Source organism: Natronomonas pharaonis DSM 2160, from assembly GCF_000026045.1.
In the GTDB taxonomy this organism is placed as follows: Archaea; Halobacteriota; Halobacteria; order Halobacteriales; family Haloarculaceae; genus Natronomonas; species Natronomonas pharaonis.
Map to the genome: position 1 here is coordinate 732,508 of NC_007426.1, position 25,056 is coordinate 757,563.

26 protein-coding genes and 1 pseudogene are annotated in these 25,056 nt (G+C 63.3%); 12 read left to right on the forward strand and 15 right to left on the reverse strand.

Annotation, left to right across the window (positions count from 1 at the left end; genetic code table 11):
- Positions 1 to 6 precede the first annotated feature (6 nt).
- Positions 7 to 5,229 (reverse strand): DNA polymerase domain-containing protein, encoded by a 5,223-nt coding sequence (locus NP_RS14955; protein ID WP_011322479.1) that lies wholly within the window; start codon positions 5,227 to 5,229, stop codon positions 7 to 9.
- 138 nt (positions 5,230 to 5,367) lie between these two features.
- On the opposite strand from NP_RS14955, the gene NP_RS03780 reads away from it, so the two are divergent.
- From NP_RS03780 to NP_RS03790, 3 genes are all read left to right on the forward strand, one after another.
- Positions 5,368 to 5,550, forward strand: coding sequence for a DUF7331 family protein (locus NP_RS03780; RefSeq protein ID WP_011322480.1), 183 nt, complete (start codon positions 5,368 to 5,370; stop codon positions 5,548 to 5,550).
- A gap of 75 nt (positions 5,551 to 5,625) precedes the next feature.
- Positions 5,626 to 6,000 (forward strand): DUF7322 domain-containing protein, encoded by a 375-nt coding sequence (locus NP_RS03785; RefSeq protein ID WP_011322481.1) that lies wholly within the window; start codon positions 5,626 to 5,628, stop codon positions 5,998 to 6,000.
- Positions 5,997 to 6,410, forward strand: coding sequence for a DUF7346 family protein (locus tag NP_RS03790; RefSeq protein WP_011322482.1), 414 nt, complete (start codon positions 5,997 to 5,999; stop codon positions 6,408 to 6,410). The genes NP_RS03785 and NP_RS03790 overlap by 4 nt, the downstream gene beginning before the upstream one ends.
- Here the strand turns inward: NP_RS03790 and NP_RS03795 are convergent.
- The 4 genes and pseudogenes from NP_RS03795 to NP_RS03810 all read right to left on the reverse strand — a co-directional run.
- Complete coding sequence (locus tag NP_RS03795) at positions 6,402 to 9,095, reverse strand: DNA double-strand break repair ATPase Rad50 (RefSeq protein ID WP_011322483.1); 2,694 nt, start codon at positions 9,093 to 9,095, stop codon at positions 6,402 to 6,404. The genes NP_RS03790 and NP_RS03795 overlap by 9 nt on opposite strands.
- The gene (gene mre11 / locus NP_RS03800; RefSeq protein ID WP_011322484.1) at positions 9,092 to 10,447 is read right to left on the reverse strand and encodes a DNA double-strand break repair protein Mre11; all 1,356 of its coding nucleotides are present in this window, start codon (positions 10,445 to 10,447) and stop codon (positions 9,092 to 9,094) included. Before mre11 ends, NP_RS03795 begins: the two co-directional genes overlap by 4 nt.
- The gene (locus tag NP_RS03805; RefSeq protein ID WP_011322485.1) at positions 10,448 to 10,819 is read right to left on the reverse strand and encodes a hypothetical protein; all 372 of its coding nucleotides are present in this window, start codon (positions 10,817 to 10,819) and stop codon (positions 10,448 to 10,450) included.
- Between the two features lie 125 nt (positions 10,820 to 10,944).
- A pseudogene (locus NP_RS03810) lies at positions 10,945 to 11,196 on the reverse strand (winged helix-turn-helix domain-containing protein); the annotation flags it as partial.
- 153 nt (positions 11,197 to 11,349) lie between these two features.
- Here NP_RS03810 and pan1 point away from each other — a divergent pair.
- The gene (gene pan1, locus NP_RS03815; protein ID WP_011322487.1) at positions 11,350 to 12,564 is read left to right on the forward strand and encodes a proteasome-activating nucleotidase Pan1; all 1,215 of its coding nucleotides are present in this window, start codon (positions 11,350 to 11,352) and stop codon (positions 12,562 to 12,564) included.
- A gap of 84 nt (positions 12,565 to 12,648) precedes the next feature.
- A complete protein-coding gene (locus tag NP_RS03820; protein ID WP_011322488.1) occupies positions 12,649 to 14,904 on the forward strand; it encodes a DUF7527 domain-containing protein in 2,256 nt (751 codons plus the stop codon).
- Positions 14,905 to 15,030: 126 nt separating this feature from the next.
- Here NP_RS03820 and NP_RS03825 read toward each other — a convergent pair whose 3' ends face one another.
- The gene (locus tag NP_RS03825; RefSeq protein ID WP_011322489.1) at positions 15,031 to 15,336 is read right to left on the reverse strand and encodes a hypothetical protein; all 306 of its coding nucleotides are present in this window, start codon (positions 15,334 to 15,336) and stop codon (positions 15,031 to 15,033) included.
- 223 nt (positions 15,337 to 15,559) lie between these two features.
- Here NP_RS03825 and NP_RS03830 point away from each other — a divergent pair, with 223 nt between their 5' ends.
- The 4 genes from NP_RS03830 (at position 15,560) to mobB (ending at position 18,694) form a co-directional block, all read left to right on the forward strand.
- Entirely contained in the window at positions 15,560 to 16,930 is a 1,371-nt protein-coding gene (locus NP_RS03830; protein ID WP_011322490.1) for an adenylosuccinate synthase, read from the forward strand.
- Positions 16,931 to 17,086: 156 nt separating this feature from the next.
- Positions 17,087 to 17,746, forward strand: a complete 660-nt coding sequence (locus NP_RS03835) for a helix-turn-helix domain-containing protein (protein WP_011322491.1) — start codon at positions 17,087 to 17,089, stop codon at positions 17,744 to 17,746.
- Positions 17,747 to 17,752: 6 nt separating this feature from the next.
- Entirely contained in the window at positions 17,753 to 18,187 is a 435-nt protein-coding gene (locus NP_RS03840) for a molybdopterin-dependent oxidoreductase (RefSeq protein ID WP_011322492.1), read from the forward strand.
- On the forward strand, positions 18,188 to 18,694 hold the full coding sequence (gene mobB / locus NP_RS03845) for a molybdopterin-guanine dinucleotide biosynthesis protein B (protein WP_011322493.1): 507 nt from the start codon (positions 18,188 to 18,190) through the stop codon (positions 18,692 to 18,694).
- Here mobB and NP_RS03850 read toward each other — a convergent pair.
- The 5 genes from NP_RS03850 to NP_RS03870 all read right to left on the reverse strand — a co-directional run bounded on the left by NP_RS03850 (position 18,691) and on the right by NP_RS03870 (position 22,594).
- The gene (locus NP_RS03850) at positions 18,691 to 19,320 is read right to left on the reverse strand and encodes a helix-turn-helix domain-containing protein (protein ID WP_011322494.1); all 630 of its coding nucleotides are present in this window, start codon (positions 19,318 to 19,320) and stop codon (positions 18,691 to 18,693) included. The genes mobB and NP_RS03850 overlap by 4 nt on opposite strands.
- A 93-nt stretch (positions 19,321 to 19,413) precedes the next feature.
- Complete coding sequence (locus tag NP_RS03855; RefSeq protein ID WP_011322495.1) at positions 19,414 to 19,851, reverse strand: MoaD/ThiS family protein; 438 nt, start codon at positions 19,849 to 19,851, stop codon at positions 19,414 to 19,416.
- 56 nt (positions 19,852 to 19,907) lie between these two features.
- Positions 19,908 to 21,110, reverse strand: a complete 1,203-nt coding sequence (locus tag NP_RS03860; protein ID WP_011322496.1) for a TIGR04347 family pseudo-SAM/SPASM protein — start codon at positions 21,108 to 21,110, stop codon at positions 19,908 to 19,910.
- The gene (locus NP_RS03865; protein ID WP_011322497.1) at positions 21,107 to 21,415 is read right to left on the reverse strand and encodes an Htur_1727 family rSAM-partnered candidate RiPP; all 309 of its coding nucleotides are present in this window, start codon (positions 21,413 to 21,415) and stop codon (positions 21,107 to 21,109) included. Before NP_RS03865 ends, NP_RS03860 begins: the two co-directional genes overlap by 4 nt.
- A gap of 63 nt (positions 21,416 to 21,478) precedes the next feature.
- Positions 21,479 to 22,594 (reverse strand): TIGR04053 family radical SAM/SPASM domain-containing protein, encoded by a 1,116-nt coding sequence (locus tag NP_RS03870; protein WP_011322498.1) that lies wholly within the window; start codon positions 22,592 to 22,594, stop codon positions 21,479 to 21,481.
- Between the two features lie 88 nt (positions 22,595 to 22,682).
- On the opposite strand from NP_RS03870, the gene NP_RS03875 reads away from it, so the two are divergent.
- Complete coding sequence (locus NP_RS03875; RefSeq protein ID WP_011322499.1) at positions 22,683 to 22,964, forward strand: DUF2249 domain-containing protein; 282 nt, start codon at positions 22,683 to 22,685, stop codon at positions 22,962 to 22,964.
- 38 nt (positions 22,965 to 23,002) lie between these two features.
- On the opposite strand, the gene NP_RS03880 is transcribed toward NP_RS03875, so the two are convergent.
- Entirely contained in the window at positions 23,003 to 23,233 is a 231-nt protein-coding gene (locus NP_RS03880) for a DUF2249 domain-containing protein (protein WP_011322500.1), read from the reverse strand.
- Positions 23,234 to 23,385: 152 nt separating this feature from the next.
- Between NP_RS03880 and NP_RS03885 the strand changes: the two genes are divergently transcribed.
- Both NP_RS03885 and NP_RS03890 read left to right on the forward strand, forming a co-directional pair.
- The gene (locus tag NP_RS03885; RefSeq protein WP_148215427.1) at positions 23,386 to 23,577 is read left to right on the forward strand and encodes a DUF7511 domain-containing protein; all 192 of its coding nucleotides are present in this window, start codon (positions 23,386 to 23,388) and stop codon (positions 23,575 to 23,577) included.
- Between the two features lie 83 nt (positions 23,578 to 23,660).
- Positions 23,661 to 24,107, forward strand: coding sequence for a pyridoxamine 5'-phosphate oxidase family protein (locus tag NP_RS03890; protein ID WP_011322502.1), 447 nt, complete (start codon positions 23,661 to 23,663; stop codon positions 24,105 to 24,107).
- 13 nt (positions 24,108 to 24,120) lie between these two features.
- Here NP_RS03890 and NP_RS14315 read toward each other — a convergent pair whose 3' ends face one another.
- From NP_RS14315 to NP_RS03900, 3 genes are all read right to left on the reverse strand, one after another.
- Positions 24,121 to 24,273, reverse strand: coding sequence for a DUF7560 family zinc ribbon protein (locus NP_RS14315; RefSeq protein WP_011322503.1), 153 nt, complete (start codon positions 24,271 to 24,273; stop codon positions 24,121 to 24,123).
- Positions 24,274 to 24,395: 122 nt separating this feature from the next.
- Positions 24,396 to 24,584, reverse strand: a complete 189-nt coding sequence (locus NP_RS03895) for a hypothetical protein (protein ID WP_011322505.1) — start codon at positions 24,582 to 24,584, stop codon at positions 24,396 to 24,398.
- A 2-nt stretch (positions 24,585 to 24,586) separates the two neighbouring features.
- Positions 24,587 to 24,964, reverse strand: coding sequence for a winged helix-turn-helix domain-containing protein (locus tag NP_RS03900; protein ID WP_011322506.1), 378 nt, complete (start codon positions 24,962 to 24,964; stop codon positions 24,587 to 24,589).
- Positions 24,965 to 25,056 lie beyond the last annotated feature (92 nt).

Below are 25,056 nucleotides of genomic sequence, written 5' to 3' on the forward strand. Positions count from 1 at the left end.
ACCGTCTCACATGAAGCTTCCGAGCCCGGTCTGTTCCTGTCCGCTCTCGACCTCGTCCCACGAGATGTCCAGCGCTTCCAGAACCCGAGCGATAGGGCCTTTCAACGTCTTATCGAGCATCTTCTCGTAGTCGACCTCGAAGGCATCGGGAATCTGGTCTTCATACTCGAAGCAGATGACTGCCTCGCCGCTTTCGGCCTCTCGCTTGAATTCGCCATAAAGCTGGTCCGTCGAGGGGTCCAGCCCTTCCTCGGACTCCATCTTCCGGAAGAATGACGGATGGACCTTCGCTAAATAGAGCCGCTTCGGCTTCGACCCGCTCGTGAAGTTCGTCCCGAGCAGCCGGTTTGCGTACTTTGCGCCCCGGACCTGTGCGGTGTCGGTCTCGTAGTTGTCGAGTTTCTTGCCGATACCCCCCGGGATGGCTAACTCCTCGTGGCTTATGTCGCCTTCCCGGACCCGCTCGATGACATCGTGGACGTAGCTCTTGATGTCTTCAGGGTCTTCGCCGGTCACAATCATCTCGAGGACTTCCCGCTGGACCTCCTTGGTAATCGGCGCGATGTCCGACCGCTGGTACTCGAAGCCGGTGATGTCGAGGTCGTCGACCTCTTTGCCCTCCTTCCAGATGATGTGGCCGGCGTATCGCTTTTTCTTGCCGGCCTGGAAGAACCGCCGATAGAGCTTTTCGAACTCTATTTGGAACCGGTGTTCTTCGGCGTTGAGTCGCTCTGCGAATCGGTCGTAGGCGTCGTTGATGTGCGACTCGATTTCGAACGACTGCTCGATGGCTTCGTCCTCAGAAACCTCGTTGCCGAGTTCCAGCATTACCGAGTCCGTGTCGCCGTAGATGACATCCTTATCGAGCTCTGCGGCTGCCTGCTCGGTGAACTCGATGACGTCCCGGCCGGTCGCGGTCACGGCAGCGCCCATCTCCTTGTCGTAGAGCCGGAAGCGGTCCCATCCCAAAACGCCGTAGAGGGATTGGCCGACAAATTGGAATTTCCCCGCTCGGCCTGCAAGGAGTGTATGGTTGTCTTCGACGGTTACGCAGTACACGCCGTCATCAGCAGTTGTTCGCTCTGCGCTCCGGTCCATGCGGAGCGTGTTCGTGCCGTCTTCCGTGACGTAGATGCGATAGACGCCGCTTTCTTCGCTGTAGCTTGCGGGTACGCCGAGATGCGCACAGAGCCGCAACACGTCGTCCCGGAGCCGCTCGCTTGCGGTGTTATACTGCCACGAATTCGGCTGGCGGTCCCCGTCACCGCTGATGAGTGTCTGCATGAACCGCTCTTTCTGTCGGCGAGATGCTTCAAAAACGAGCTGCGGAATACGCTTGTCCTCACTTCCCCCTCCGCCAAGGGTACAGAACAGGTCACCGAGGAGCTTCGAGGTGACCTGATAGCTCCCGTTGTCGTTGTCGTAGTCGAACCCCATCCGGTCGAGGAGCGTGCCAATGGTCGCGTGTGTGTCTCCTCCATCGGCTACGACCGGCTCCTGTGCTATCTGAACCGTCGAACTCCCGTGGCGCTGTCCGTCGAACTCCTTTCGTTCCGATGTGTGGGCGTTGCCTTCGGTCACATACCACGCCAGCAACTCGAGGAAGTCATCCCCATCGTACACGCGAGGAATCCATTTCAGCCCGGACTCGCGGCGGATGTAGCTTTGCTCGCAGACGGATTCGATGTACTCACGGTGCTGTTTGAACTCATCAGCGGTGAACACGTATCCGACGGTATCGATGTCGGCTTTCGGCACTCGCCGGGGCTTCCACCCTAACTCGGCGGTAAACGTCCGACCGTGGACCTCAGGCCGTACCCACACCTCGTACTCCTCGTCGATGAGTTCTGTCAGGTCTATTTGCGTAACGTCTTCACCGTCCGGACCAGCCCAGTCATGCGGCAGCTCGTAGGTTGTCGCCAGGTCGAGGGCACCGGCCTCGACGAACCGATATTCGTCGTCGGTGATGCCGTTCGTCCCGTTTTTTCGGACGAGCATTCGATGGTTCGGTGTCACGCGGAAGTCGATTTCCCCCGTCTGGATGTCTACGAGTTCTCCGCGGTAGTCCGGGTAGGCGTGCGTGTCGACCACGGGCTTGACCTCCATTTCCATCGTCTCTGGGTCTAGTGAGTAGACCTCATCGCCGATGTCGAGGGCACGGATATTCCGGACGCCGTCGGGTGTCAGGACCTCCGTGTCCGGCGTAAAGCAGTTCATAATGACCTTGACAGCTGACTGCTGTCGGTCATACGTCTCGTAGGCGTCGGTGCTTGGCTCGTGTTCGTTTCGGAGGCTCTTTTTTTCCTCCCGTTCTTCGAGCAACTCGTCGACCATCTCCCGGATTACCCCGTCCGGTTCCTTCCGGAAGTGCGTGCCATTGGGAGCGGCGTAGGTTTCGGCCCCGTAGTTGTCGGGGTCGACCTTCGTCTCGGGAGACGCGTTAATCGTCACCATGCACATGGGGTAGAGCGACTGGCCGACCCACTGGAGATGGCCGTTACGGCCCGCGAGTACGACGTGATTGTCCTCGGCGGTGATACAGTGGACGTCCCCGTCGTGGTCTTCAACCGTTGCGTTGGACTTTTTCATCGACCCACGTGTGCCGACTGAGACGTACCACGTACCGTCTTGGTTCTCCGAGACAGTCGGCTTCTCGCCGCAGCGCACCGCAAGCCGAACAACGTCGTCCTTCAGCCGGTCGCTCTGTGTCCAGAACTCTCCGAGCCCGCTGTCGGTACGGCTGCCGTCGCCGTCGACGAGCGTCTCAAGGAGCGTTCGGAGGTGGGCGGCGTCGAGTTCGAACACCCACTCCGGGAGCCGCGTTTCGGTCGCGCCGTCACCGCAGTTTTTGACGAACCAATCGTACAGGACCCGATTTGAGACAGTAACCCGGGTTCCATCGGCGTCGTAGGGCAGTTCCATCCGTTCGAGGAGGCTCCGTATCGCGGAACGACCCTCCTCGTCCTGTCGACGGAGAACGATTCTTTTTGCCTCGTGGGCGAACCGTCCCGCAGTGACGAACCAGCCGACTAGCTCAAGCCAGTCGTCCATCCCGAACCCTGTCGGAATTTGGTTGTCCTCGCGCTCGTATTTGAGCAACACCTCGTCGGCGTGCTCGTCGATTACGTCCCGCCGCTCGCGGTACGTGTCAATGGGGATGCGATACGTGCCGGTCTTTTCTTCCGTTGCGGCCAGTTGGGAGGTGCCGTCCGCCCGGTCGAGAGCGGCTTCAACGCCCGCCGGCATCGCTGTGCGAAACGCGCTGCGGCCATCGTGGGCGCAAACGACGGCGTGTCCGTCGTCGACTGCTCCGGCGAGGTCGAACTCCTCCCGCGTTGCGCCTGCCATCGGCTCGTGGTTCGGAAACGCGAGCCGCTCGTACTCCGGTAGCTCTCGATACTCGGAGAGTGCATAGTCGTCGGGACCGGGGCTGTCCAAGTCCACCGTCTCTGAAAGCAGGAACCGATGGTTCTCGGTCACCTTGAAATCGTGCGTCCTCCCGGCGACGTGATGGAGTTCACCGTACTTGTTCCGGTAGGACTGCGTGTCGACGACCGGCTTTATCTCACATTCGAATGTCTCGGGGTTCAAGGTGTACACCGGGTCACCGACCGCTACCTCCTGAATGTTCTTGATCCCGTCCGGTGTCGCCACGTCCGTATCCCCGCTGAAGCATTTCAGGTCCAGCACCGAGACCATCTCTTTGACACCGGAAATCGGGTCAAAGACGGCCCCTCCCTCGTATTCTTCACCCTCTTGGTGCCCCTTCGACGGCAGCGCGAACTCGCCGTGAATCTTGTGGAGGACATACATGTCGACGGCGTCGCCGGGCGTCGTTGCGTCTTCGAGCTTACAGCCGACGAAGGAGGCGACCTCCTCCCAGAACTCGACGATATTCTGTTTGCGGTTTAGCTCGACACAGAGCTCGACGTCACGGAGGTTATACTCCAGCAGTCGCTCGGGGTCGTCCTCCCAGAGGTCGCCGATGTCGCCCGGATAGCGCTCCTTGCCGACGCCGAGTTCCTCTTCGCCGACGGCATCGAGCCGGTAGGAGTCGAGTTCGGAGAACTGCGTCCGCTGATAGGCATACAGCAGGTCGAAGACGACCCGTCCCTTGATGTTGGGGCCGCCCCAGCCGGAGTCCCAGACCTCGCGGACCCGCGAAAGCCGGTCGGAGTAGAGTCGGTCGTGGCGGCTTGCGATGCGGTCGATGCGGTCGATGAGGTAGGGGGCGTCGAAGTCATCGAAGTTCCAGCCGCTGAGAACGTCCGGGTCGGTATCCTCGATGTAATCGAGGTAGTCGACGAGCATCGTCGCCTCCTCGTCGAAGCGGCGGACATCGACATCGAGTGGACCGTCGCCGATGGGGTCGTATCCGCCGAGGGCTTCGGGCCCGCCGACGCCGTCGTCGGACTCCGAGAGCCAGATGACGTATTCGTCGCGGTAGGAGTCGTAGCTCGTCAGACAGACGATTTCCTCCTCGCCGTCTTCGGGGAACCCGTGTCGGTCGTCGACCTCGATGTCGAGGATGTGGAGGCGGCTTTCGGCGTCGACGGCCGTCGCTGTCAGCTCGCTGTGGTGGACTTTCAGGCTTCCGTCGTCGAGCTCGCGGTTCGGGGCACGGACACCGCTCGTGATGTCCTTGTCGATGAGCAGCCGGTTGGGAAAGAGGATATCTGCCTCGTAGTGCTCGAAGCGGTCCCGTAGCTGCCCGACATCGCGCGGCGTCTGGCCGAAGACCTTTACCAACTTCTCGCCGCGGATTGACTCGTAGACGACCAGTTCATTCGGGCCGTCACCATCGTCGGCTTCCGTTTCAACGCCAGTCAGCCGGTCGTGGTCCAGCCGCGAATCGACGATGTCGGCCTCAGTGAGGGGTGCTTCGGCGCTGTCAGCGATATCAAGCTCCGAAAGCGGCGTATAAAAGTACGGTTTAAATCCGTAGACACGGATGTGGAGTGGCTCGTCATCGCCGTCATTCGGCCGGCGGCCGAAAACGTGTAACACCGGATGCTCGTCGTCGCCGCCTCCCTCGACGGTGTAGTCGACCTGCGTGACCGCACACTCGATTTGTCCGTCCGCGTCGGGGAACTCGTAGTCGGCGACATCGACGACCGACGCGTCCCCGTCGTCGCTGCCGGCGACCGCCGCTGCCTCGGCGGCCGGCCGGCCGGCGTCGGCATCGTCTGACGCGCCCGTATCGAAGTCCCCGAGCGTACCCTGTTCCATACTGTCTATTCCGTGTCCCTCCTCGGTAAAAACCTCCGTGTTCGGTGCGGCCCCTGTGCCGACTCAGTTTCTGTGTCGACTCTTGACACGGTCGGAAGGGATTTATTATGTGGAATTGTACCATGTTATGGTTGCACCATGCCCGAGCACAACGCGCCGACAGAGCAGGATAGCACGGGAGCAGTCGAACCGGCGGTCGCCGACGCCGTCGAGGCGACGGAGGCCTACGAGACCGATGAGGGCGTGGTGTTTTACGATGTCGAGAACCCGCTCGCCTGGGTGCAGGCAGACCACGCTGTCGACCTCGAAGCAGCGCTCTGAGGCCGCTGTCCGGCCCCCGCCTCAGCCGACAACGCGTCCGCGGCACTTTTGAGAGTCCGGCGCTAGCCATCGACTGTGACTTCCTCCACCGACGACGAGGAGTCGTGGCTAGATGACCCGGGGGAGTTCGACCCCGATAGCCTCGGCCCGGACCCGCCAGACACCTCCTCGTCGTCGCTTCAGGACTCGATCCAGGCGACCGAAGACGTTCCTGACGGCCTGTTCCGTGCGTTCTGGGCGTCCGTACTGTTGCTCAACGTCGCTGTTGCTGCCCTCTCGATCGGTGCGATGTTCGTCTACTTCCGCGGCGACTACGAAACCGGCGGCGCTGCGCTCGCAATCGGTGCCGTTGCGGCGTTCGGGACGTTCCGCTACTACTGGGGTGTCAAGACTGGCCGATACACAGATGCAGCGGAGTCGACCCCACAACAGGAGAGTGACAACCAATGACACCTGTCGAACACGACGGAAACCGCTATCTGCTGCGCAAACAATCGACCGAGTCGAGTCTCGTCTACGACCCCGAAACCGGCGACGAGCGCTATCTTCCCAACGACGAACTCACCGAGGTCGGCGATTCGCCGCTTTCAGTTGCCGCCGAATCGGTGCCGGAAGCGGCCAGGCGGGTGCTCGTTGCCGTCCATTCCGACGAAACGCTCGGCCTGCTCGTCGAACTCGACGAACGCGGACCGCTCCCGGCGCGCGAACTGCTCGGCCGCTATGGGCTCTGCGAGTCGGACCTCCACGGCCGCACCGCCGAGCTTCGGGCCGCCGGCCTCGTTGCGACGGCCGACATCGACGGCGAACGCGGCTACGCGATAACCGACGCCGGACGCGACGGCCTCGACGTGTTACGGTAATGCTTCGGTCGTCGCCGACCGCTCGACGGACGACCGGTTTGTCGTCGGGTTCTTCCGCACCGCCACGAGGTCATCAGCCGCGCCGGCGAGTTCGTCGTCGTGGCTGACGACGATTATCTGCTCGACACCGTGGTCGGTCATCGACTCGACCAACTCGACGAGCTTCGAGACGTGGCCGGCATCGAGGAACACCGTCGGCTCATCGAGAATAAGCGGCGGCGTCGGTGACTCCCCGTCGATACCCTCCGACAGCAGCCGATAGATGGCACACCGCAGCGAGAGGTTGAATATCGCCCGCTCGCCGCCGGATAGCTGGTCGGGGTCCAGCGGCGTCCCGTCCTTCTGATACACCGTCAGCTCGTAGTCGCCGTCGAGTTCGATGCGTGCATACGAGTCGTTCTGGTAGACGAGCTCGAAGATTTCGTTGAGCATCGCTTCGAGTCGCTCGACGTTCTGCTGTCGAAGCTCCGAGCGGAGGTCGGCGTAGGTGTCCTGCAGCGTACGTGCCTCGTCGCGGAGCGTTCGGAGCCGTTCGACCGTAGCTTCGAGTTCGTCGCGGCGCTCTCTGAGCGCTTCCAGCTCCTCCAGTTCATTTTTGACGGCCCCGATGTCGCTTTGGAGTTTGTCGCGTTCTTCGCGCTTCGTTTCGAGATACGATGCCACCTCGTCGATGTACTCCTCGGCCCGCTGTTTCTGTGCCTTCGCTTCCGTGACGGCTGCGTCGTCGAACTCAGCTTCGAGTTCGGCCTTTCGGGTTCGTTTCTCGTCTAACCGCTCACGGCGCTGGTCGTTCAGCTCCGTAAGATGCTCACGCCGCTCGCGGAGCGACTCGATGTCGGATTCGTTCTCGGCGATGTCGGCGAGCAACGACGCGACGGTTTCGAGGCGCTCGCGCCGCTCATCGAGGTCGGCCTTCCGGCCGTTCAGCTCACCGATCGCTTCACGAGCGGCCTGTGCGCGCTCTTCGGCCGCTTGCGCCCGTTCTTCGGCCGCCTCCGCTTCGGTCTCGTGGTCGGCGGCCTGTTCACGGAGGGACTCGGCCCGAGTTTCCTTTTCGGCAATCGTCTCACGCTGCTGGTCGAGCAACGACTCGACATCCTGTCGCCGCTCCAGCGACGATTGCAGCTCCGCCGCCGTCTCGGCCGCTTTGACGGCCCGCTCGTGGTCTGCTTCGAGTCGTTCGACCTCCGCTTCGAGCTGTTCGACCTCGGTCTCCAGCGTACCGACCTGCTCGCGGGCGTCTTCGAGCCCTTCAACGTCGCTTTCGTCTTCGATGGGCTGTCCACACTCCGGGCAGTTCCCGGCTTCGAGCAGCGCCGCGGCTTCTTCGACCCGCTCTCTGGCGTTCTGGAGGTCCGCTCGGCGCTCTGCCAGCCGCTCGTTGGTCGCTGCGAGCGTTTCACGGAGTTCGTCGCGCCGCTCCGATAGCCGCTCCCGTCGTGTCTCGATGTCCCCGCCGTCATCGCTTTCGGCTACTTCGCCTTCGAGCTCCTCACGGAGCGTCTCTATCTCTTCGTCTAGCTCGTCGAGGTCCGACTCGCGGGTTTCGAGCGTCTCCCGCGCTGACTCGATGTCAGATTCGAGCGTCGCTGCCTCGTTTCGGGCCTCAGTGGCACGTTCACGGTGGGCTTCAGCGTCGTCGGTCGCCGACTCGGCGTCGTTGAGGTGTTCTTGAGCAGCCAGCCGTTTCTCCTCGATGGTTTCTCTAACGCCCTCGATGGCTTCGCTGAGTTCTTCGAGCCGCTCTTCGACGCGCTCGGCGTCGGCACGCTCTAGCTCCGTCTCCGCCAGCGCGTCGTCGCGGCGCTCTCTGAGCGTCTCTGTCGTCTCCCGAAGCGACCGCAGCCGTTCGCCCAGTGCATCGCGTTCGCTTTCAGCCGCCGCGATGTCTTCGGTTAGCTCCTCGATGTCGGCCTCAAGCGTCTCGATTTCCTCGCGGCGTTGCTCGTAGGCCTCAAGCACTTCCACGGCCTCCTGTTTCGTTTCGACGGCGGTCTCTCGTTCTTCTTCTTTCGTCTCGATGTCGCTCTTCAGCTCGGAAAGCTCCGTCCGGAGCGCGTTAAGACGGTCGTGGAGGCTCTTCTGTTCTTTTTCAGCGATTGTCGCTCGCTTGTCTTCGAGCAGCGTCTCCTGTTGGCTCAACACGCGCTCGACGCCGACGCGGGCGTCGCTTGCCCGCTCGCGGTACTCCTCTAGCGTGCCGAGCTGTAGGAGGCTGTCTATCATGTCCTGTCGCTCGCTCGGTGTCGCGTTGATGAGCTTGTTCACCTCGCCCTGTCTGACGTAGGCACAGTTGACGAAGGCGTCCGCATCCATCCGCAGCAGCTCTTCGATGTGCGCTTCAACGTCCGTGACCTGCTCGACGGTACCGTTCGGCGTCTCTAGCAGACACGTCGTCGTCTGTGCGCTGCCTCCGCGGCGCTTGATATTCCGTTCGATGCGGTACTCGCCGCCGCCGTGGGTGAACCACAGTTCGATGGACATTTCGTCGGCGTCGTTGGCGATGGCGTCATCCAGCGTGCCGTCTATCGCCGCGGACCCGTACAGCGCGAAGAAACACGCTTCCAGCAGCGAGGACTTCCCGCTGCCGTTGACACCGTGGATGACGGTGACTCCCTCCCGGAGCGAAAGCTCCGTCTCGGCGTAGCATTTGAAGTTCCGAAGCCGGATACGCTCGAATCTCATAGATACTCCTCCATCGAGGACTGGCCGTTCTCGGCCGGCTGCCCGTCGGTCTCCTGTGTCTGCGAGGACTCGTTCGACTCTGCCTCTGTCCTTGCATCCCCAGTCTCGCCGGCGTCGCCAGTATCCGATGGTCCCGTCTTCCCGTCGGCACGTTCCGATTCGCTGCCGGTGGTGGCCCCGCTATCTCCCGCTTCACCGTTGTCGCCGGTGTCGGCGTCCGCGGCCGTTCCCGCGATGTCCTCCAGCCCCCCGTCTTCGAGCGCCGACTCGACGCGGCGCTCTATCTCGTCGGAGAGGTTCGAGTCGGCTATCTCGCCGTCACGAACCGTCTCGTCGAGCTGTCTCCCCATCTCGCTTAGTCCGAGTTCACGGACCCGCTCGCGTGCGGCCTTGTCCGGGTCGGCAAACGCGATATCGGGTGCGTCAGCGTCGACATCGATCGTTCGGTTGTCGGTGACGCGGGCGACAAGCGCTCCCTCGTCGGTCGCGAAACTCTCGATTCGGGCCGGCGAGACGTCCTCGCCGTCACCGTCAAGTGTGACCCGAACGACGGCGTCGTCGAGGTCGTATTCGAGCAGCCGGTCGCGGACGTAATTGAACCCCTCGGTCGCCCCGAGTTCGAGGTCGACAAAGACGAACGGACGGGTTTTGATCCCTCGTCGGCTGATTCTGACAGCACCGTCGAAGGTGACGAGGTTGTAGCCGCGGTCGTCGCGTTCGCTGGCACTTGTCCGCTCGGTCGACCCACAGTAGGTGACCCACGTGTCCGCAACTTCCTGTTTCGTGGCGGCGTGCTCGTCGCCGAGCAACACCGCATCGAAGTCGATGTTCGACGCCTCCAGCACCGCCTCGATATCCCACTCGACGTTTCCGTAGTCGGGGACGAGCGGCTCGAAGAGGCCGTGGGAGACAAGCGCCGCATGCTCGCAGTCGTGTGTGGCGAACTCGTATTCGAGGTCGTCCCGCTGGTTCCGCGGGACGAAATCCAGTCCGTAAAACGCCGTCTCGCCCACGGGGACTGGCTCGTCGCCGAGGCGGGTCGCAAGCCCCATCGTCTCGAAGAGGTCGAGCCACTGTGCATCCCGTTTTGTCTCGTGGTTGCCGACGATAGCGAGAAACGGAATCCCGGCCGAATCGAGCGTCTCGAGGATGTCAACCGTGCCGAGCAGGTCAACGAGCCCCGGCCGGCGGTCGTGGAAGAGGTCGCCGGCGTGGACGACGGCGTCGACATCCATCTCGACAGCATCGTCGGCTACCTGCCGGAACGCCGAGAGGAAATCCTCCCGCCGCTCCGGCGTGTGGTACTGCCGATACCCGATATGGGTGTCGCCGGTGTGAAGCACCCGTGTCATTTACTCGTCCGTTGGTTCGTCGCCGCTTCTTAAATCGCTTCCGCGGGCGCGGTGGACGTGGTTCTCGCCCGGTGTGTCCCCTGGTGGTATGGTCGGATCGTTGCCCACAGCAGCCTGCCGGAACCGACGGAAGGACGCAAGCGCTGCCTGCCCGCGGCGCTTGAGTGATTTGTCCTCGACCTGCTCGACCGCCGCCGCCAGCGCCTCAAGGTCGGTTCCGTCGGCGAAAGCCGCTGCGGCCTCGATATCGTCAGTTGCCGCAATCGCCCGCCGGACGACTGTCTCCGGAGCAGCCCCGGCCAGCCGCGACAGTAATGTCCGGACCTGCCGCTCGGTTCGGCACGTTCGCTCTGCGGTGTCGTTCCGGGACACGCCGGCTTTCGTCCCGCTCCAGTATATAAAATCTCGGCCGCTTAGTCATCAGCCGGGAGTACGCTCCCCGACCGAGTGCCGTCCCGCTTTGTCCCGCGAGTGCCGTCCTGCTTTGCTTCATCCTCAACAGCGAGTGTGTACACGCGCTTGCGGGCGTCGGTGAACGAAAACCGGGAGTCGACGGCGTCGACTTCCTCCAGACGGTTGAGTCCGTAGCGGACCGTCCGCGGCGGCAGCATCGTCTCCTCGGCCAGCTGGCTCTGTGTGAGCCGGTCGTTGTACTCGAGAACCTTCGCGACCAGCTTGGCGCTCGGCGGCAGCTCCGCGACGGCCTCCCAGCCGTCAGATTCCACCGCTTTCGTGTCGGTTGCGCTCATCGTACTCTCCTCTTTTCGATGACGGGTAATAATACTTTCCAAACTATAATTCCTGCTGGTTATTGAATCCGCTGGACTGATAGCTTCGGCGGTGGCTGCCGAAGTTGGAGCCACCCGAAGCCTCTTATAAGCACGGGCGCTAGAAATCCAGTAATGACTGACACTGTTGACGACGTCGACCTCCCCTACGAGGACGGCGCGTCACAGCAGGAGAAACTGGAGGCGCTGGAGGAGCGTCTCGAAATCCTCGAACAACAAAACGAGGAGATGCGGGACAAACTCCTCGACGCTAACGCGGAGAACAACAAATACCAGCAGAAACTCGAGCGGCTCACCCACGAGAACAAGAAGCTCAAGCAGTCGCCGCTGTTTGTCGCCACCGTCCAAGAGCTCACCGGCGAGGGCGTCATCATCAAACAGCACGGCAACAATCAGGAAGCGCTCACCGAGGTTACCGACGACATGCGCGAAGACCTCGCGCCGGACGACCGTGTCGCGGTGAACAACTCCCTTTCCATCGTCAAGCGACTCGACAGCGAGACCGACGTTCGCGCCCGCGTGATGCAGGTTGACGAGTCGCCCGACGTCTCCTACGAGGACATCGGCGGTATCGACGACCAGATGGAGGAGGTTCGCGAGACCGTCGAGATGCCCATCGAAAGCCCCGAGATGTTCGACGAGGTCGGTATCGACCCGCCGTCGGGTGTCCTGCTGCACGGGCCGCCCGGGACGGGGAAGACGATGCTGGCGAAGGCGGTCGCCAACCAGACCGACGCGACCTTCATCAAGATGGCCGGCTCCGAACTCGTCCACAAGTTCATCGGCGAGGGCGCAAAGTTGGTCCGTGACCTCTTCGAGCTGGCTCGGCAGGAAGTGCCCGCCGTCGTCTTCATCGACGAAATCGACGCCATCGCGGCCAAGCGAACCGAGTCGAAGACCTCCGGCGACGCTGAAGTCCAGCGGACGATGATGCAGTTGCTTGCCGAGATGGATGGCTTCGAAGACCGCGGCCAGATATCCATCATCGCGGCGACGAACCGCTTCGACATGCTCGACCGCGCGATTCTCCGTCCCGGCCGCTTCGACCGGCTCATCGAGGTCCCGAAGCCCGACTTCGAGGGACGCGAGATTATCTTCGATATACACACCCGCGACATGAACGTCGCCGACGGGGTCGACTACACCGAACTCGCCGAGATGGCTGACAACGCCTCCGGGGCCGACATCAAGGCGATCTGTACCGAGGCCGGTATGTACGCCATCCGCGACGACCGCACTGAGGTCCGCCACGAGGACTTCGAGCAGGCTTGGCGGAAGATACAGGAGACCGAAGAAGCCGACGCCGACGTCTCCAAGACGTTCGCCTGAGACAGCCCCACGCTTTCTGTTGCTCCCATTTCTTTGCGGTCACCGGTCGGTAGCTATATGTCCGTCCTGTCGCTTCTCAGTTGTATGGACGCCCACTCCGTGATTGACGACTGGGACGTGTCTCGGTTCGACGGTGGGTTCAGCGGTCTCGCCGACCTTCGGGACCGCGGCTTTAGCGGCGCGGTCGAGGCCGGGACGTCGTGGCTCTTTTTCCACGGCGGTGAGCCGCTCGCGGTCGTCTCCGACCTCTCGACCGACCCGCGCCCCGGCGATATCGACGCCTTCGAGGGCGCAAGCGGCCAACTCCACGAACCCGAAGCGCCGGAAGCGGCGGCGCTTTCGGCAATGCTGGCGCTCGATGGCGACGTGCGTGGCCGATACTTTACGGACGATACGTCGCTTGCGACCGTCCACGAGACGCTCTCCGAAGGCGGCTTCACCGGCTACGTTGAACTCTCCGAGAACGTCCTCAGCGGTGACTACTACTACATTTACGTTGATGGCGAGGTCGACCACCTCGGCTTCGTCGGCTCCAGCCAGACACTCTCCGGCGAGGAAGCGAAATCGAAGGCCGAAGGCGAAGTCGGCATCTACGACGTCGTCGGAGTCCAGCTGCCGGCTGTTGATATTCCAGAGCCAGAGCCAGAACCGGAGCCAGAGCCAGAACCGGAGCCAGCCCCAGCCACAGCGGCGACAGCGACCGACGATTCATCGGAACCCTCCCCTGAAGACGAGTCAGCCTCGTCCCCAGCGGCGGAGCCGGACACCCCAGCGACGACGGTCGACGAGAGGCCGGACGAGCGGCCCGACGCTCAAGTGTCTCCCACCACAGACGACGTGGAAGCACGGGCTGACGAAACAGCGACGGAGGACTCGGTGGCCGACGCCGCTGCTGAAGAGCCGGAGTCACCCCCTGCCGAAGAGTCAGCCCCCCCGGATGCTGACTCGTCAGCACATGTCTCCGAAGCGACTGCGTCGGACAGCGACCGCGATACTGCCCCCGACGCCGAGACGCGGAACGATAGCGGTGCGACCGGCGAACAACAGTCCGCCGCCGCTCCGTCCAGCGCCGACGACGATGACGCATCGGCAGGTCCGGCCCAGTCTGAAGACACTTCCGCGGATGCCACGCCCCACAGAGAAAGTACTGACACCGCAGAAAAAGGCCCAGAGCAGTCGCGTAAGCCGTCTTCCTCAAAGGTGAAGGCTGCACGAGCCGGCACGGCCAACCGCCCCGAGGAGCGAACTGACCTTTCCGACGTCGAGACGTGGGCCGTCCCGTCGCTTGACCCCGAACGGAGTAGCATCGACACCGACGATGCGGCCGCCACCGATGAGCGGTCACCGTCGACGACCCACACACAGTCGAAGCCGACACAGAACGGGACAACGTCGACCGACAAGCGGCTTCAGCAACTCAAAGAACAGCACGCCGCAGAAGTCGAAGCGTACGAAGACCGGATAGCGGATTACGAGGCACAAATCGAAGACTACGAGAGCCGGATCGAGTCGCTACAGTCGGAGGTCGACACGCTCGAATCAGAAGTCGAGTCGCTGCGAACCGAACGCGACCGGCTCGAAGAACGCGCCGAGACACTCCAAAGCGAGGGCGACACCGCCGATGTCGCTGGCCGCTCACTTGAGCCGTCGGCGGCGCTCCGACAGACGAGCCTCTTTATTCGCGAAGGAACGCGCGGCGAGGCAACGCTGGAAGACGCCCACGACGGGGTTATCGACCGCGAGACGCTTGAATCGAACCTCCGCATCGAGTACCACACCGAGTTCGACGACGAGGCCGTTACTGTCGACAACCAACCGTTCGAAACGTGGCTCCGCTCGTCGGCTCCCTACGCCTTCGTCGAGTGGCTCATTATCGACCTGCTCTTCGAGATCCGCTCGACCGGCACCGCTGGCGGAATGCGACACCTCTACGATGCGCTTCCCGATGTCGACCGTGTCGGTTTCGATGCGGCTATCGAAACCGAGGGCGAGGACGCGCCGATGTTCGACATCGTCGCGTACGACCGGAAGGGCAACCCGCTCTGTGTTGCCAACTTCGACCAGCGGCGTGAGCCGACCGGTGCCGACCGCATTGAGCCGATAATTACCACTGCGGCGGATGTCTGTGAACATGAGCCGACGCTTGCGGCCGCGTTCGCGGTCACGTCAAGCTACTTCGAGTCCGATGCGATGGACGCTGCCGACGAGGCCACAAGCGGCAGCCTGCTCGGTCGGGACAAGTATCGAAGCTTCGTCAAGCTCTCACGGAAGAACGGGTACCACCTCTGTCTCGTTGAATCCCGCGACGAATCGTTCAACCTGACGCTGCCGGAGCTGTAGACGTTCGCTTGGTCACGTAGCTGACCGCCCCGCCGAACACTATCGCCTGCCAATCGTGGCTGCCCAAGCCCTTCGGCTGGAGCGGAAACGCGCCGACTCGACAGCAAACAGAAGACAAAAAACGGGTTAGCCTTCGATTTCGGGAACGTCGTCGATCTTCATCCCTTCGAGCTTGTCGATGATGTCGTCGACCTTCGAGTCGAGGTCCTCGACGAACTCGATGGTGTCCTCCGTCGTGATTGCACCCTGGCTCGACGGCTCGATGAGGTTTTCCTCCTCGAGGACACGCAGGGAGTAGCGAACCTTGTGGTGGGGGTAGCCGGTCTCGTTGGACATCTTGACGATGCCGATCGGCTCGTTTTCGATTACCATCCGGAGAACACGGAGATGGCGTTCGAGCATATCGACTTCTTTCTCAAGTCGGTCTATCATGGCATTTGTTAACTTGTGTTTGGAGGTTTTAAAGGTTGCTGTCCGAGCGGCGTCGAAAACGGCATCGTGTCGACTCTTGACGAGGTGCATATAAATCCCTTGCGCCCCCGGAAGGATACACGAGCAGGGGCCAGCCGTCCGGTGCGGTGGTATCAGGCGGTGGTAGCGACCACGCCGAACAGACCGTAATCTGTTTACCCCGTTGGCGGGAAATACCGTCCCGATGACCGTAACCATCGTCGGTTCACAGCTCGGCGACGAGGGGAAAGGCGGTATCGTCGACGTCTACGGCGATGCCGTTGATGTCGTCGTGCGCTACCAGGGCGGCGACAACGCCGGCCACACCGTCGTCCACGAGGGCGACGAGTACAAACTCTCGCTCGTCCCGTCCGGGGCCGTCCGCGGGAAAGTCGGCGTCCTCGGCAACGGCTGTGTCGTGAACCCGGAGACGCTCTTTGAAGAACTCGACGCGCTCCGCGAGCGCGGCCTCACCCCCGATGTCCGCGTCGCAGAGCGCGCCCACGCAATTCTGCCGTATCATCGCGTCCTCGACGGTATCGAGGAGGATGTCAAGTCCGATGATGACCTTGCTGCGGGTACGACCGGCCGCGGTATCGGCCCCACTTACGAAGACAAAGCCGGCCGCCGCGGCGTCCGCATCGGCGACCTGCTCGATGCCGAAACGCTTCGTGCCCGGCTGGAGTACGTCGTTCCACAGAAGCGGGCGCTCGTCGAGGATGTCTACAACCTCGAAATCGGTGACGACATCGACGCCGACGCCTTCGATGTCGAGGCGCTTTTCGAACAGTACCGCGAGTTCGGCCGTCGGCTCGACGAGGAAGGGATGACCGTAAACTGCGGTGAGTTCCTCAACGAACACCTCGACAACGGCGATGAAATCATGTTCGAGGGCGCACAGGGAACCTCAATCGACATCGACCACGGTATCTACCCGTACGTCACGTCCTCCAATCCGACCGCTGGAGCCGCCGCCGTCGGCACTGGGGTCGGCCCCACCGTCGTCGGCCGCGGCGAGGTCGTCGGTATCGTCAAGGCCTACCTCTCGCGTGTCGGCACCGGCCCGCTCCCGACAGAGCTCGGGTCCGTCGACGGCCAAACGCCCAACAACGGCGGCCGCCCCGACGAGTCCGACCTCGCGACCTACATCCGCGACGAGGGCGGCGAGTACGGCACCGTCACCGGTCGGCCACGCCGGGTCGGCTGGCTCGACATGCCGATGCTCCGCCACGCTGCGCGCGCAAACGGTTTCACCGGACTCGCTGTCAACCACCTCGATGTCCTCGCCGGTCTTGAGGAGGTCAAGGTCGGCCACGCCTACACACTGGACGGCGAGCAACTGCTGACAATGCCCGCGACCACCGAGCAGTGGGCCGACTGCGAGGCCGAGTTCCGGAGCTTCGACGGCTGGCCGGATGTCGACTGGGGCGCTGTCGCCGACGAGGGCTACGAGGCGCTTCCCGAGAACGCTCGGACGTATCTCGACTACATCGCCGACGAACTCGATGCACCGATTTATGCGGTCGGCGTCGGGCCCGGGCGCGAAGAAACCGTCGTCGTCGAGTCGCCGCTGTAGCGGCGAGCCGAACCTGTTCGGGTTTTAAACTCCTGTACAGTAAAGCGTAGCCGACAGGCTGTGTAGAACCATACTCCGATATATGGGTGCTCCTGTTTCGCCAGCGGTTTGCCAACCCGGTCTACCGATTGAGCTGCTTGCGCCGGGGGTGGTGCTGTGACGCTGGCTCGCATTCGAGTGGACCTCCCGGGCGATGCGTGGGTGTCGACCGTTTCCCGGTCGTTCCCGGATGCGACCTTCCGTCTGCTCGCAACGATGCCAGGTGCCGACCACGGTGAAGCCGTTGTCTCCGTCGAGGCGGACCGTCCGGAAGCGGTTCTGGACGCGATGGCCGACTGTGACCCCGACCACGAACCGAGCCCGGTCTCTCAGACCGACCGTGGGCTTACCGTCCAGCTCGATACCGCCCAGCCCGAGCCACTCCGTGCAGCCAGCGAGTCCGGGCTCCCGGTTGAACCGCCCTGCCGCATCCAGAACGGAACCGCGACAGTCGACCTCCGCGGCAGCCACGACCGGCTGTCGGCGTTCGGACAGCAGCTCGACGCCGCCGGCCTCGATTACGAGGTCGAGTTCGTCGGCGGCTTCGAGGACGGCGCCGACCGCCTGCTCACCGACACCCAGCGGGAGCTCCTGATGACCGCCATCGACCTCGGATATTACGATACCCCACGCGGCTGTACGCTGACCGAACTCGCCGCCCATCTCGATATCGCCAAATCGACCTGCAGCGAGACGCTCCAGCGTGCGGAAGGCAACCTGATAAAGCAGTTCGCCAGAGAGCATTTCAGCGCGCCGGCCCAACCTGCGAGCGATTAGCCCCCGATGTCCGACCAGTTTGACACGCTCGACCGCTCGCACGTCGCCGGTGATGCCGGCGGTGACCTCCGAGCACTCGCCGAGCGCCATGGGCTCGACACGCTCGACCGCGAGACGGCCTGTTCAAGCGGCGAGCCCATCGAGGGCCGCTGGCGCGGCGTTCCGCTTTCGGCGCTGCTCGATGCTGCCGACCCCGAAGCGACCCATCTCGTCGTCGAGGCTGCCGACGGTTTTCGGGTCTGTGTGCCGGTCGCGGACGCCCTATTCGGTATCTTGGCTGTCGAGCGGCTCGATGCGCCCGACGAGGGGCTGCCGCGACTCGTCGTTCCGTCCGTCGATGGTCCCCGGATGGCGAAACACGTTCGACGGCTCGACACCGAGCGGCTGCCGCCGGGGACAGAGCCGGAAACGTTAGAACGGCTCGCCCCCGACTCCGAGTGAATGGCCGACGCCGACCCGCTTGTTCAGTTTGCTGACGCTGCAACGCCGCCCGTCGTCGTCACCGTCGCTGGTCCCAGCGACAGCGGCAAGACGACGCTTGTCGTCGACCTGCTTGCGGCCATCGCTGACGACTACCGTGTCGGGACGGTCAAATCAATCCACCACGACATTGAGCCGGATACGCCGGGCAAGGACACCCACAAGCACCGGACCGCCGGTGCCGAGACGGCCGTCGGAATTACGCCCAGCTATACGTTCGAAGTGACCCCCGGCGGCAAGGCCGACGGTGAAGCACAGGCGCTCGCGGCGACGCTCTCGCGGCTCGCCGGCCGCGGCTTTGACCTCGTTCTCGTAGAAGGATTCAGCGAAGCGCCGCTGCCGACGATTCGGGTCGGCGACCCCGCCGCCCGCGACCATGCGGGTACGGTCATCGGGACCGACGACGACTCGGTTGCAGAGCTGGTCGACCGGCTTGAGGCCCGCATTAAAACGGCTGGCGACGCTTAAGCGAGCATCTCATCCAGAAGCTTCGACTGTGCGGCCGACAGATGGCCTCGGAGCGTTGCCGAATTGATACCGAGTTCGTCAGCGACCTCGCCGGCGTTTGCACCCTTGGGGTGCTCGAAGTAGCCCATCTCGTAGGCGGTCTCCAGCACCTCACGCTGTCGGTCGGTCAGCCGTCCGCGGTCGACAACAACCGTCTCCCCTTCTGTCGGTTCGCTCGACTGAACGAGATGTTCTAGCTGGATACCACCGAACTCCCGCTGTAGCGTCCCGACAATCTCCTGTAGTGATTCAACATCCGCCGGCCGGAAGACGATTCGAAGGCTCCCGTCGACGGCCTCGACATCGGCGACCGGACAGCCGAACGTCTCGATGCGCTGGCAGATGCACGGGGCGTCGCCCGCACGGTCGAACCGATAGATGCTGTACCGGTTGTCTCCGAACACTTTTTCCATGTCGTCCGGCGGGTCGGCGTCCGTGTCGAGTTCGAACTCCTCGACGACGCTGCCGTCGTCGTTCGGGACGCCGCTCCACGACACGTCTCCGACTCTGGCGTCGGCTTCGGCCGAAACGTCGGCGACCGGGCACTGCTCCGGATTCGGTATTTTAACCGCCGCTTCGAGTCCCATACAACGATTTATCGGTGCGGTTGCTTTTGTCCGTCCGTGATTCCCATTTGCTGAGACCTCACACCGGCGACACGGCTCCTCGAAGAGCGACACTCAACAGCAGAACATGAACGGATACAGCAGCGAGACACGGTCGCCGTCGGCGAGTTCAGTGTTCAACCCGTCCAGATGCTCGTTGAACTGTCCGTTGATGGCAACCCGAGCGAACGAACGGGTCTGTTCGCCTTCCGGGTTCTTCGCCCACGCGCCCGGTGGGTCACCGTCGCTCGGTGCCCACCCGCTCGTGGTCGCCTCGGCTTCCGTCTCCGCGATGAGCAGGTCTTCAACATCGTAGTCTCCAAAGAACGCCTGCAGGAATGCCCGAAGCGTCCGTCCTTCAAACGTGTATTCGAGCTCGTGGGTTCCGACCGTGTCTCGGACGTGTCCGGTACAGCGGACCGTGACCGTGGTCGCGCCGCCGGCATCGCCGCCGCAGTCGCCGGCGGCGCTTTCGTCGAGCGCCACCCTCGAAGTATCGCTACCAGCGTCCATACTGGCAGTACTGACTGGGCAAGAAAAGTAGCCACTCCGAATATGTTCGGCAGTGGTCAGTCGGCGCTGGCCGGTGGGCGGGTCCCCTGCCGCTCTGCTTCGTCGAGGTAACACTGCGGGTCGGGGCCGAAGAGGCCGTTCCCCGACGCCAGCGCCCGGAGCCGGGAGCCGCCGCGACAGATTTCTTTGTACTGGCAGTCGGCACACTTGCCGGTGAGGTTCTCCGGGCGGTTCCGGACCGCACGGAGCAGGGGGTTCGACTCGTCTTCCCAGATATCCGAGAACGGCCGGTCGCGGACGTTGCCGAGGCTGTAGGTCCGCCAGAACTGCGTCGGGTGGACGTTCCCCAGACAGTCGACAGCGGCGACACGCTCGCCGGTGGGGTCGCCGCCGTTCTGTTCGAGCCGTTTGTAGACACGCTCGGCGGCTTCGTCTCCGAACTCCCGCCGGGCGTACTCGACAATGTACGCCGCGTCAGCGTAGTTGCCGACCAGTAGCGTCTCGATTTCGTCGCCGTTTCGGTGGGACCGCAGCGTCCGGTCGCAGATGCGCTTTACGACCTCGCGGCGTTCGGCGGCATCGAGGTCGATGTCGCTCAGCGTCTCGCCGCGGCCGCTGTAGGAGAGGTGGTAGAAGCAGAACCGGTCGAGGCCGACATCGGTCAGGAGGTCGACGACGCCGTCGAGGTCGTCGACGTTCTGACCCGTGACGGTATACCGGAGCCCGGTCTTCAGCCCGACGTCAAGACAGGATTCGATGCCTTCGACGGCCGCTTGGAACGCCCCATCGACGCCGCGGAATTCGTCGTTGCGCTCGGCGAGGCCGTCGACTGAGACGCCGGCGTACGCGAGGCCAGCCTCCTTTAGCTCGCGAGCACGCTCCTCTGTCAGTAGCGTCCCGTTGGTCGACAGCACTGGCCTGATACCGGCGTCGGCGGCGTAGGCGACGAGCTCAGTGAGGTCTTCGCGAACCATCGGCTCGCCACCTGAAAAGAGCACGACCGGCGCACCGTAGTCGGCTAGGTCATCGAGCAGCCGCTTGCCCTCCGTCGTCGTCAGTTCGCCGGCTTTGGCCTCGGTTTCGGCGCCGGCATAGCAGTGTACGCACTTGAGGTTGCACCGGTTTGTCGTGTTCCAGACCACGACCGGCCGCCGCTGGGGCTCCTCGGAGACCGGGTTGTCGGTACCCGTGTCGACGTTGTAGCGGAGCTGGTTGCCGTCAGCCGCGTGGTCACAAAGCAGCGTGCTGACCGAAATCATCTGCTCTCACTCCCCGTTGCGGGTTCACCGTCGGCGGCGTCAGGCGTGACGGTCGGTGCGTCCTCTGTGAGCTCTGTCGTCGTATAGCGGGTCACGTCGGCGCTGGGACAGACCCACACGTCCTCGGCGTACCACGCAAACAGGCGGCACGCCAGCTCGTATGCGCCGTCGGCGTCGGGGGCGCGAACGCTCCCGACGTGTCTGAGCGGGTCTTCGCTGTCGCTGCGGACGAACAGCTCCCATTCGCGGCCGTTCGGGGCACGGTCGCCGTCGTCGATTCGTCGTCGCTCCGTCCGTTCGACCATACACAAAGCTAGCGCCTCCGCGTCCAAAACCGCTCTCCCGAAGATGTTCGTCTAATGTCGTGGCTACCTGTCGGCGGCCGCCTGCCGGTCCGGAAGCGGGCCGTCGTACCCGGACGGCCGGTAGGCACACAGCGGGTCGCTCGCCAGCGGGTCACCAGTCACCGCGTACGCCCGCGAGCGGCTGCCGCCGCAGACGTGTCGAAACTCGCAGGCCCCGCATTTGCCCTTCAGACGGTCTCTGTCCCGCAGCGACTCGAAGAGCGTCGAATCCTGATACAGGGAAACGAGGTCGCTGTCAGTGACGTTGCCGGCTGATTTCGGAAGGAACCCTGAGGGGAACAGCTCACCAGTATGTGAGACGAACGCGAAGCCGTCCCCGGCAATGATGCCGCCGCGGCGGCCGATGGCGTCCGCGTCGGGAGCGTCGGTCGCCGACCCGTTCCGCTGGAGCGCGACGCGCCGGTAGTGCGGTGCTTCCGTCGTCTTGACACCGAAGGGAGCCGCCTCGGAGACGTCCTGTAGCCACTCCAGCACTGATTCGGCCCGCTCCGGCTGGATAGGGTCAAGTATCTGCCCTCTGCCCACGGGAACGAGGAAGAAGACCGACCACAGGACTGCCCCGACCTCTGCGACGAACTCCCGGACGGCCGGGAGCGTCTCAACCGTCGTCGCACAGACGGTCGTGTTTGTTTGTAGTGGGATGCCCGCATCGCGGGCGGCCTCGGCGGCCTCACGAGTCCGCTCGAAGCTCCCCGCTTCGCCGCGAAACCGGTCGTGGGCCGTCGCTGGGGCGTCGACACTGAGTGCCATCCGCTGGAGCCCGGCATCGACCAGCGCCGCAATGTTGTCCGGTGTCAACGCTTCGGTTCCACTCGGTGTCAGTGTCATCCGCAGCCCCTGTTTGGTCCCATAGCGGACCAACTCGACGAGGTCATCGCGTTTCATCGGGTCGCCACCCGAAAGAACGACCAGCTGGCCGTCGCCGAACTCGGCCGCCGAATCGAGCAGCCGCTTTCCCTCCGCCGTCGTTAGCTCATCGGGATGGCGGCTCGGCTTCGCGTCGGCCCGACAGTGGTCGCAGGCGAGTTCACATGCCTGCGTTACCTCCCAGATGAGAACGAACGGCCGCTGGGACGTGTCGATGTCGCGTGGAGAGGGGATGGGGGCGCCGGTGCTCATTGTCGGCGGTTACGGCTGCCAGCCTTGAGAAGCCCTTCCCGAACGGGTTCGGCGAAAGTCACTGGATACCGACGACCCAACTGACGGTATGTCGGAAAGCGAGTCGTTTCCGGTGGAAACGTGGCTCGACCAGCTTGGCGGCCCCGTTGACGTGCCCATGTCGTTTCTCGACGCCCGCGAGCTACCGCCGCCGGAGCCGCTCTCGCAGACGTTGGAGCGGCTCCCGGAGCTCGACGACGAGACCGTCTTCGTTCAGTTGAACGACCGGGAGCCGCAGTTCCTCTATCCGAAGCTCGACGAGCGGGGCTACACGTACGAGACGATGTCTGTCGACGACGGCGTCGTGACGGCGATTTGGCTGAGCGCGTAGCGCTGTCCGGCTGCTACGCTGAAAAATACGCCGGTCGGCTAGTGTTTCGGGAAGTGTGCCCGGAACTCGTTCGGTGACGCCTGCTCGACCTCGTAGCCGTCGGCGTCGAACGACTCAACCTCCGCCTGAAACTCATAGAACAGCGGCTTCGGCTCGTGGTCGTTGACGATGGTCAGCGTTTCGCCGGCCGCCAACGCCTCGAAGGCAGCGTGTATCTTCGGATGCCGGTCCGACGGCGGGATGTCACGAACGTCGAGTGTTTCGCCCATACAGTGACGCGTAGCCGCCCCGTAGTCGACGGTCTATCGCCGAACATATTCACGCCGATGGGCGGCGCGTGTCGCTTTCTCATACGTCGGGAATCGCGGCGGCCGTTTTATATGAGGGGCGTGAACCGCAAACTGAGACGCCCATGACCGATATGTCGAGCTCCCAGGCGAGCGGCACCGACGAGGCGATGCGTCCGCACACGCTTGAGGCGATTCCCGCCGACGCGGACGACGCCTGCGGCGAGTACACGTTCGTGCCCCGGGACGCGGAGGGCGACGAGCGGCTCACGCGATGGCTAACAGCCGAGGAAGACGCCATCGTAGACCTCTCCGAGTGGCGCTAGCCGGCAACATATATAAAATCCCCTGGGAACGTGTTCTCCCTACCTCGCAAATACTATAACCGCCCCGGGCCGTTGCTCCGGGTATGGCAATCGACCGCCGGACCGAGATGTCCTCCGAGGAAACCGACGAGTTTCTCGGGACCCACGAGACGGGGGTGCTCTCCCTCGCACGGTCGGACGAGCCGTACTCGATTCCGATATCCTACGGCTACGACCAGTCGGACAGGCAGTTCTACATGCGGCTTATTTCGACCCCACAGAGCGAAAAGCGGCAGTTTCTCGATTCCGCTCCCGACGCCCGTCTCGTTGTCTACGATGAGGCCGACGACACGTACCGAAGCGTCATCGCGACCGGCGTGCTTGAGCGTGTCGACCCGGACGAACTGACGGCCGACGACATCCGGCAGTACGGCGACGCGAGGCGGCCGCTGTTCGAAATCTGGCCACAGCAGAAAGGGAACCTCGATATCGAACTGTACCGTCTCGTTCCCGAATCCCTCAGCGGGCGCGTTGTCGTCGTCTCACGCTGAACGGCCACGCTACCTACCGTGTCGCCTCGGAGGTCGACTCGAACGCCGCCTTCTCGACGCCCGTTGTACAGACTGGACAGCCGCTGGAGAGAATTGCCTCGCGCATCGAGCCGTTGACCTCGATTTCTTGGCCGCAGCCCGGACAACTGAAGATATACTCACTCATTGTTGTGCTCTATGCTGTGTGTAGTCCGGTGTCCGGTCGCGGCCGATAAATATCGGTCGTCTGCCGGCCGCCTCCGTCCGACAGCAGCCGCCGATGCGATTTCTGTACCACTGTTTCCTCCATCAGTCGTGTTCGACGTCGATATCCGGGTATGTATCGTCAAGTCCGTCTTCCGCTTGGAACTCCGTCTGTGGCTCGTCGTCGACGAGCCGGCTCCCCGTTCCACCATCCTCCTGTTGCCGCTCAGTGACGGATGTCTCGCCGGTCACTGAAAGGAAAAGCGAGCGCGCGTCGCGTTCGCGCTCTGCCATCCTCAATCACCCGTGGCAGGCGACGCAGTTGCCCGCGAGATGCCGACGGTCACGCCCTCCGACTCACACAGCGAAATCGTCACGTCGTCGAAGGTTCGGCGATACTCGCTTGCGTGTTTTCCGTTCGTGCTGATTCGGACCCGCTCTTCGAGGAGCCCGGCGTCCGTCAGTTGCTCGACTTTTCGGTAGGTCGTCGACCGCGGAATGTCGCACCGCTCTGTGAGCTCTTGTGCGGTCAGCGCCTCGTCCGTTGTCGCTTCGAGCAGCGCCCGACAGTCCGGGTCCTCAAGCGCCGCGAGGACTGCTTCGCAGTCGCCCGGCGTCGCCGTGTCACGTTGCGTCGTTCGCGTGGGGTCGTTCCGATGGAGTTCCGCTGACATAGTTGTACGATAGAGGTAGATGACTGCATAATGTGACCCCAAGTATACGGGTAGTTTTAAAACGGGTCGGATGAATCCCGCACCCGGGGACA

What these genes read in the sequence shown, in the direction of transcription:
- NP_RS14955 (WP_011322479.1), bottom strand. Translation starts at nt 5,229, where the DNA reads ATGGAACAGGGTACGCTCGGGGACTTCGATACGGGCGCGTCAGACGAT.
- NP_RS03780 (WP_011322480.1), top strand. Translation starts at nt 5,368, where the DNA reads ATGCCCGAGCACAACGCGCCGACAGAGCAGGATAGCACGGGAGCAGTC.
- NP_RS03790 (WP_011322482.1), top strand. Translation starts at nt 5,997, where the DNA reads ATGACACCTGTCGAACACGACGGAAACCGCTATCTGCTGCGCAAACAA.
- NP_RS03795 (WP_011322483.1), bottom strand. Translation starts at nt 9,095, where the DNA reads ATGAGATTCGAGCGTATCCGGCTTCGGAACTTCAAATGCTACGCCGAG.
- mre11 (WP_011322484.1), bottom strand. Translation starts at nt 10,447, where the DNA reads ATGACACGGGTGCTTCACACCGGCGACACCCATATCGGGTATCGGCAG.
- pan1 (WP_011322487.1), top strand. Translation starts at nt 11,350, where the DNA reads ATGACTGACACTGTTGACGACGTCGACCTCCCCTACGAGGACGGCGCG.
- NP_RS03820 (WP_011322488.1), top strand. Translation starts at nt 12,649, where the DNA reads ATGGACGCCCACTCCGTGATTGACGACTGGGACGTGTCTCGGTTCGAC.
- NP_RS03825 (WP_011322489.1), bottom strand. Translation starts at nt 15,336, where the DNA reads ATGATAGACCGACTTGAGAAAGAAGTCGATATGCTCGAACGCCATCTC.
- NP_RS03830 (WP_011322490.1), top strand. Translation starts at nt 15,560, where the DNA reads ATGACCGTAACCATCGTCGGTTCACAGCTCGGCGACGAGGGGAAAGGC.
- NP_RS03840 (WP_011322492.1), top strand. Translation starts at nt 17,753, where the DNA reads ATGTCCGACCAGTTTGACACGCTCGACCGCTCGCACGTCGCCGGTGAT.
- mobB (WP_011322493.1), top strand. Translation starts at nt 18,188, where the DNA reads ATGGCCGACGCCGACCCGCTTGTTCAGTTTGCTGACGCTGCAACGCCG.
- NP_RS03850 (WP_011322494.1), bottom strand. Translation starts at nt 19,320, where the DNA reads ATGGGACTCGAAGCGGCGGTTAAAATACCGAATCCGGAGCAGTGCCCG.
- NP_RS03855 (WP_011322495.1), bottom strand. Translation starts at nt 19,851, where the DNA reads ATGGACGCTGGTAGCGATACTTCGAGGGTGGCGCTCGACGAAAGCGCC.
- NP_RS03860 (WP_011322496.1), bottom strand. Translation starts at nt 21,110, where the DNA reads ATGATTTCGGTCAGCACGCTGCTTTGTGACCACGCGGCTGACGGCAAC.
- NP_RS03865 (WP_011322497.1), bottom strand. Translation starts at nt 21,415, where the DNA reads ATGGTCGAACGGACGGAGCGACGACGAATCGACGACGGCGACCGTGCC.
- NP_RS03870 (WP_011322498.1), bottom strand. Translation starts at nt 22,594, where the DNA reads ATGAGCACCGGCGCCCCCATCCCCTCTCCACGCGACATCGACACGTCC.
- NP_RS03875 (WP_011322499.1), top strand. Translation starts at nt 22,683, where the DNA reads ATGTCGGAAAGCGAGTCGTTTCCGGTGGAAACGTGGCTCGACCAGCTT.
- NP_RS03880 (WP_011322500.1), bottom strand. Translation starts at nt 23,233, where the DNA reads ATGGGCGAAACACTCGACGTTCGTGACATCCCGCCGTCGGACCGGCAT.
- NP_RS03885 (WP_148215427.1), top strand. Translation starts at nt 23,386, where the DNA reads ATGTCGAGCTCCCAGGCGAGCGGCACCGACGAGGCGATGCGTCCGCAC.
- NP_RS03890 (WP_011322502.1), top strand. Translation starts at nt 23,661, where the DNA reads ATGGCAATCGACCGCCGGACCGAGATGTCCTCCGAGGAAACCGACGAG.
- NP_RS14315 (WP_011322503.1), bottom strand. Translation starts at nt 24,273, where the DNA reads ATGAGTGAGTATATCTTCAGTTGTCCGGGCTGCGGCCAAGAAATCGAG.
- NP_RS03895 (WP_011322505.1), bottom strand. Translation starts at nt 24,584, where the DNA reads ATGGCAGAGCGCGAACGCGACGCGCGCTCGCTTTTCCTTTCAGTGACC.
- NP_RS03900 (WP_011322506.1), bottom strand. Translation starts at nt 24,964, where the DNA reads ATGTCAGCGGAACTCCATCGGAACGACCCCACGCGAACGACGCAACGT.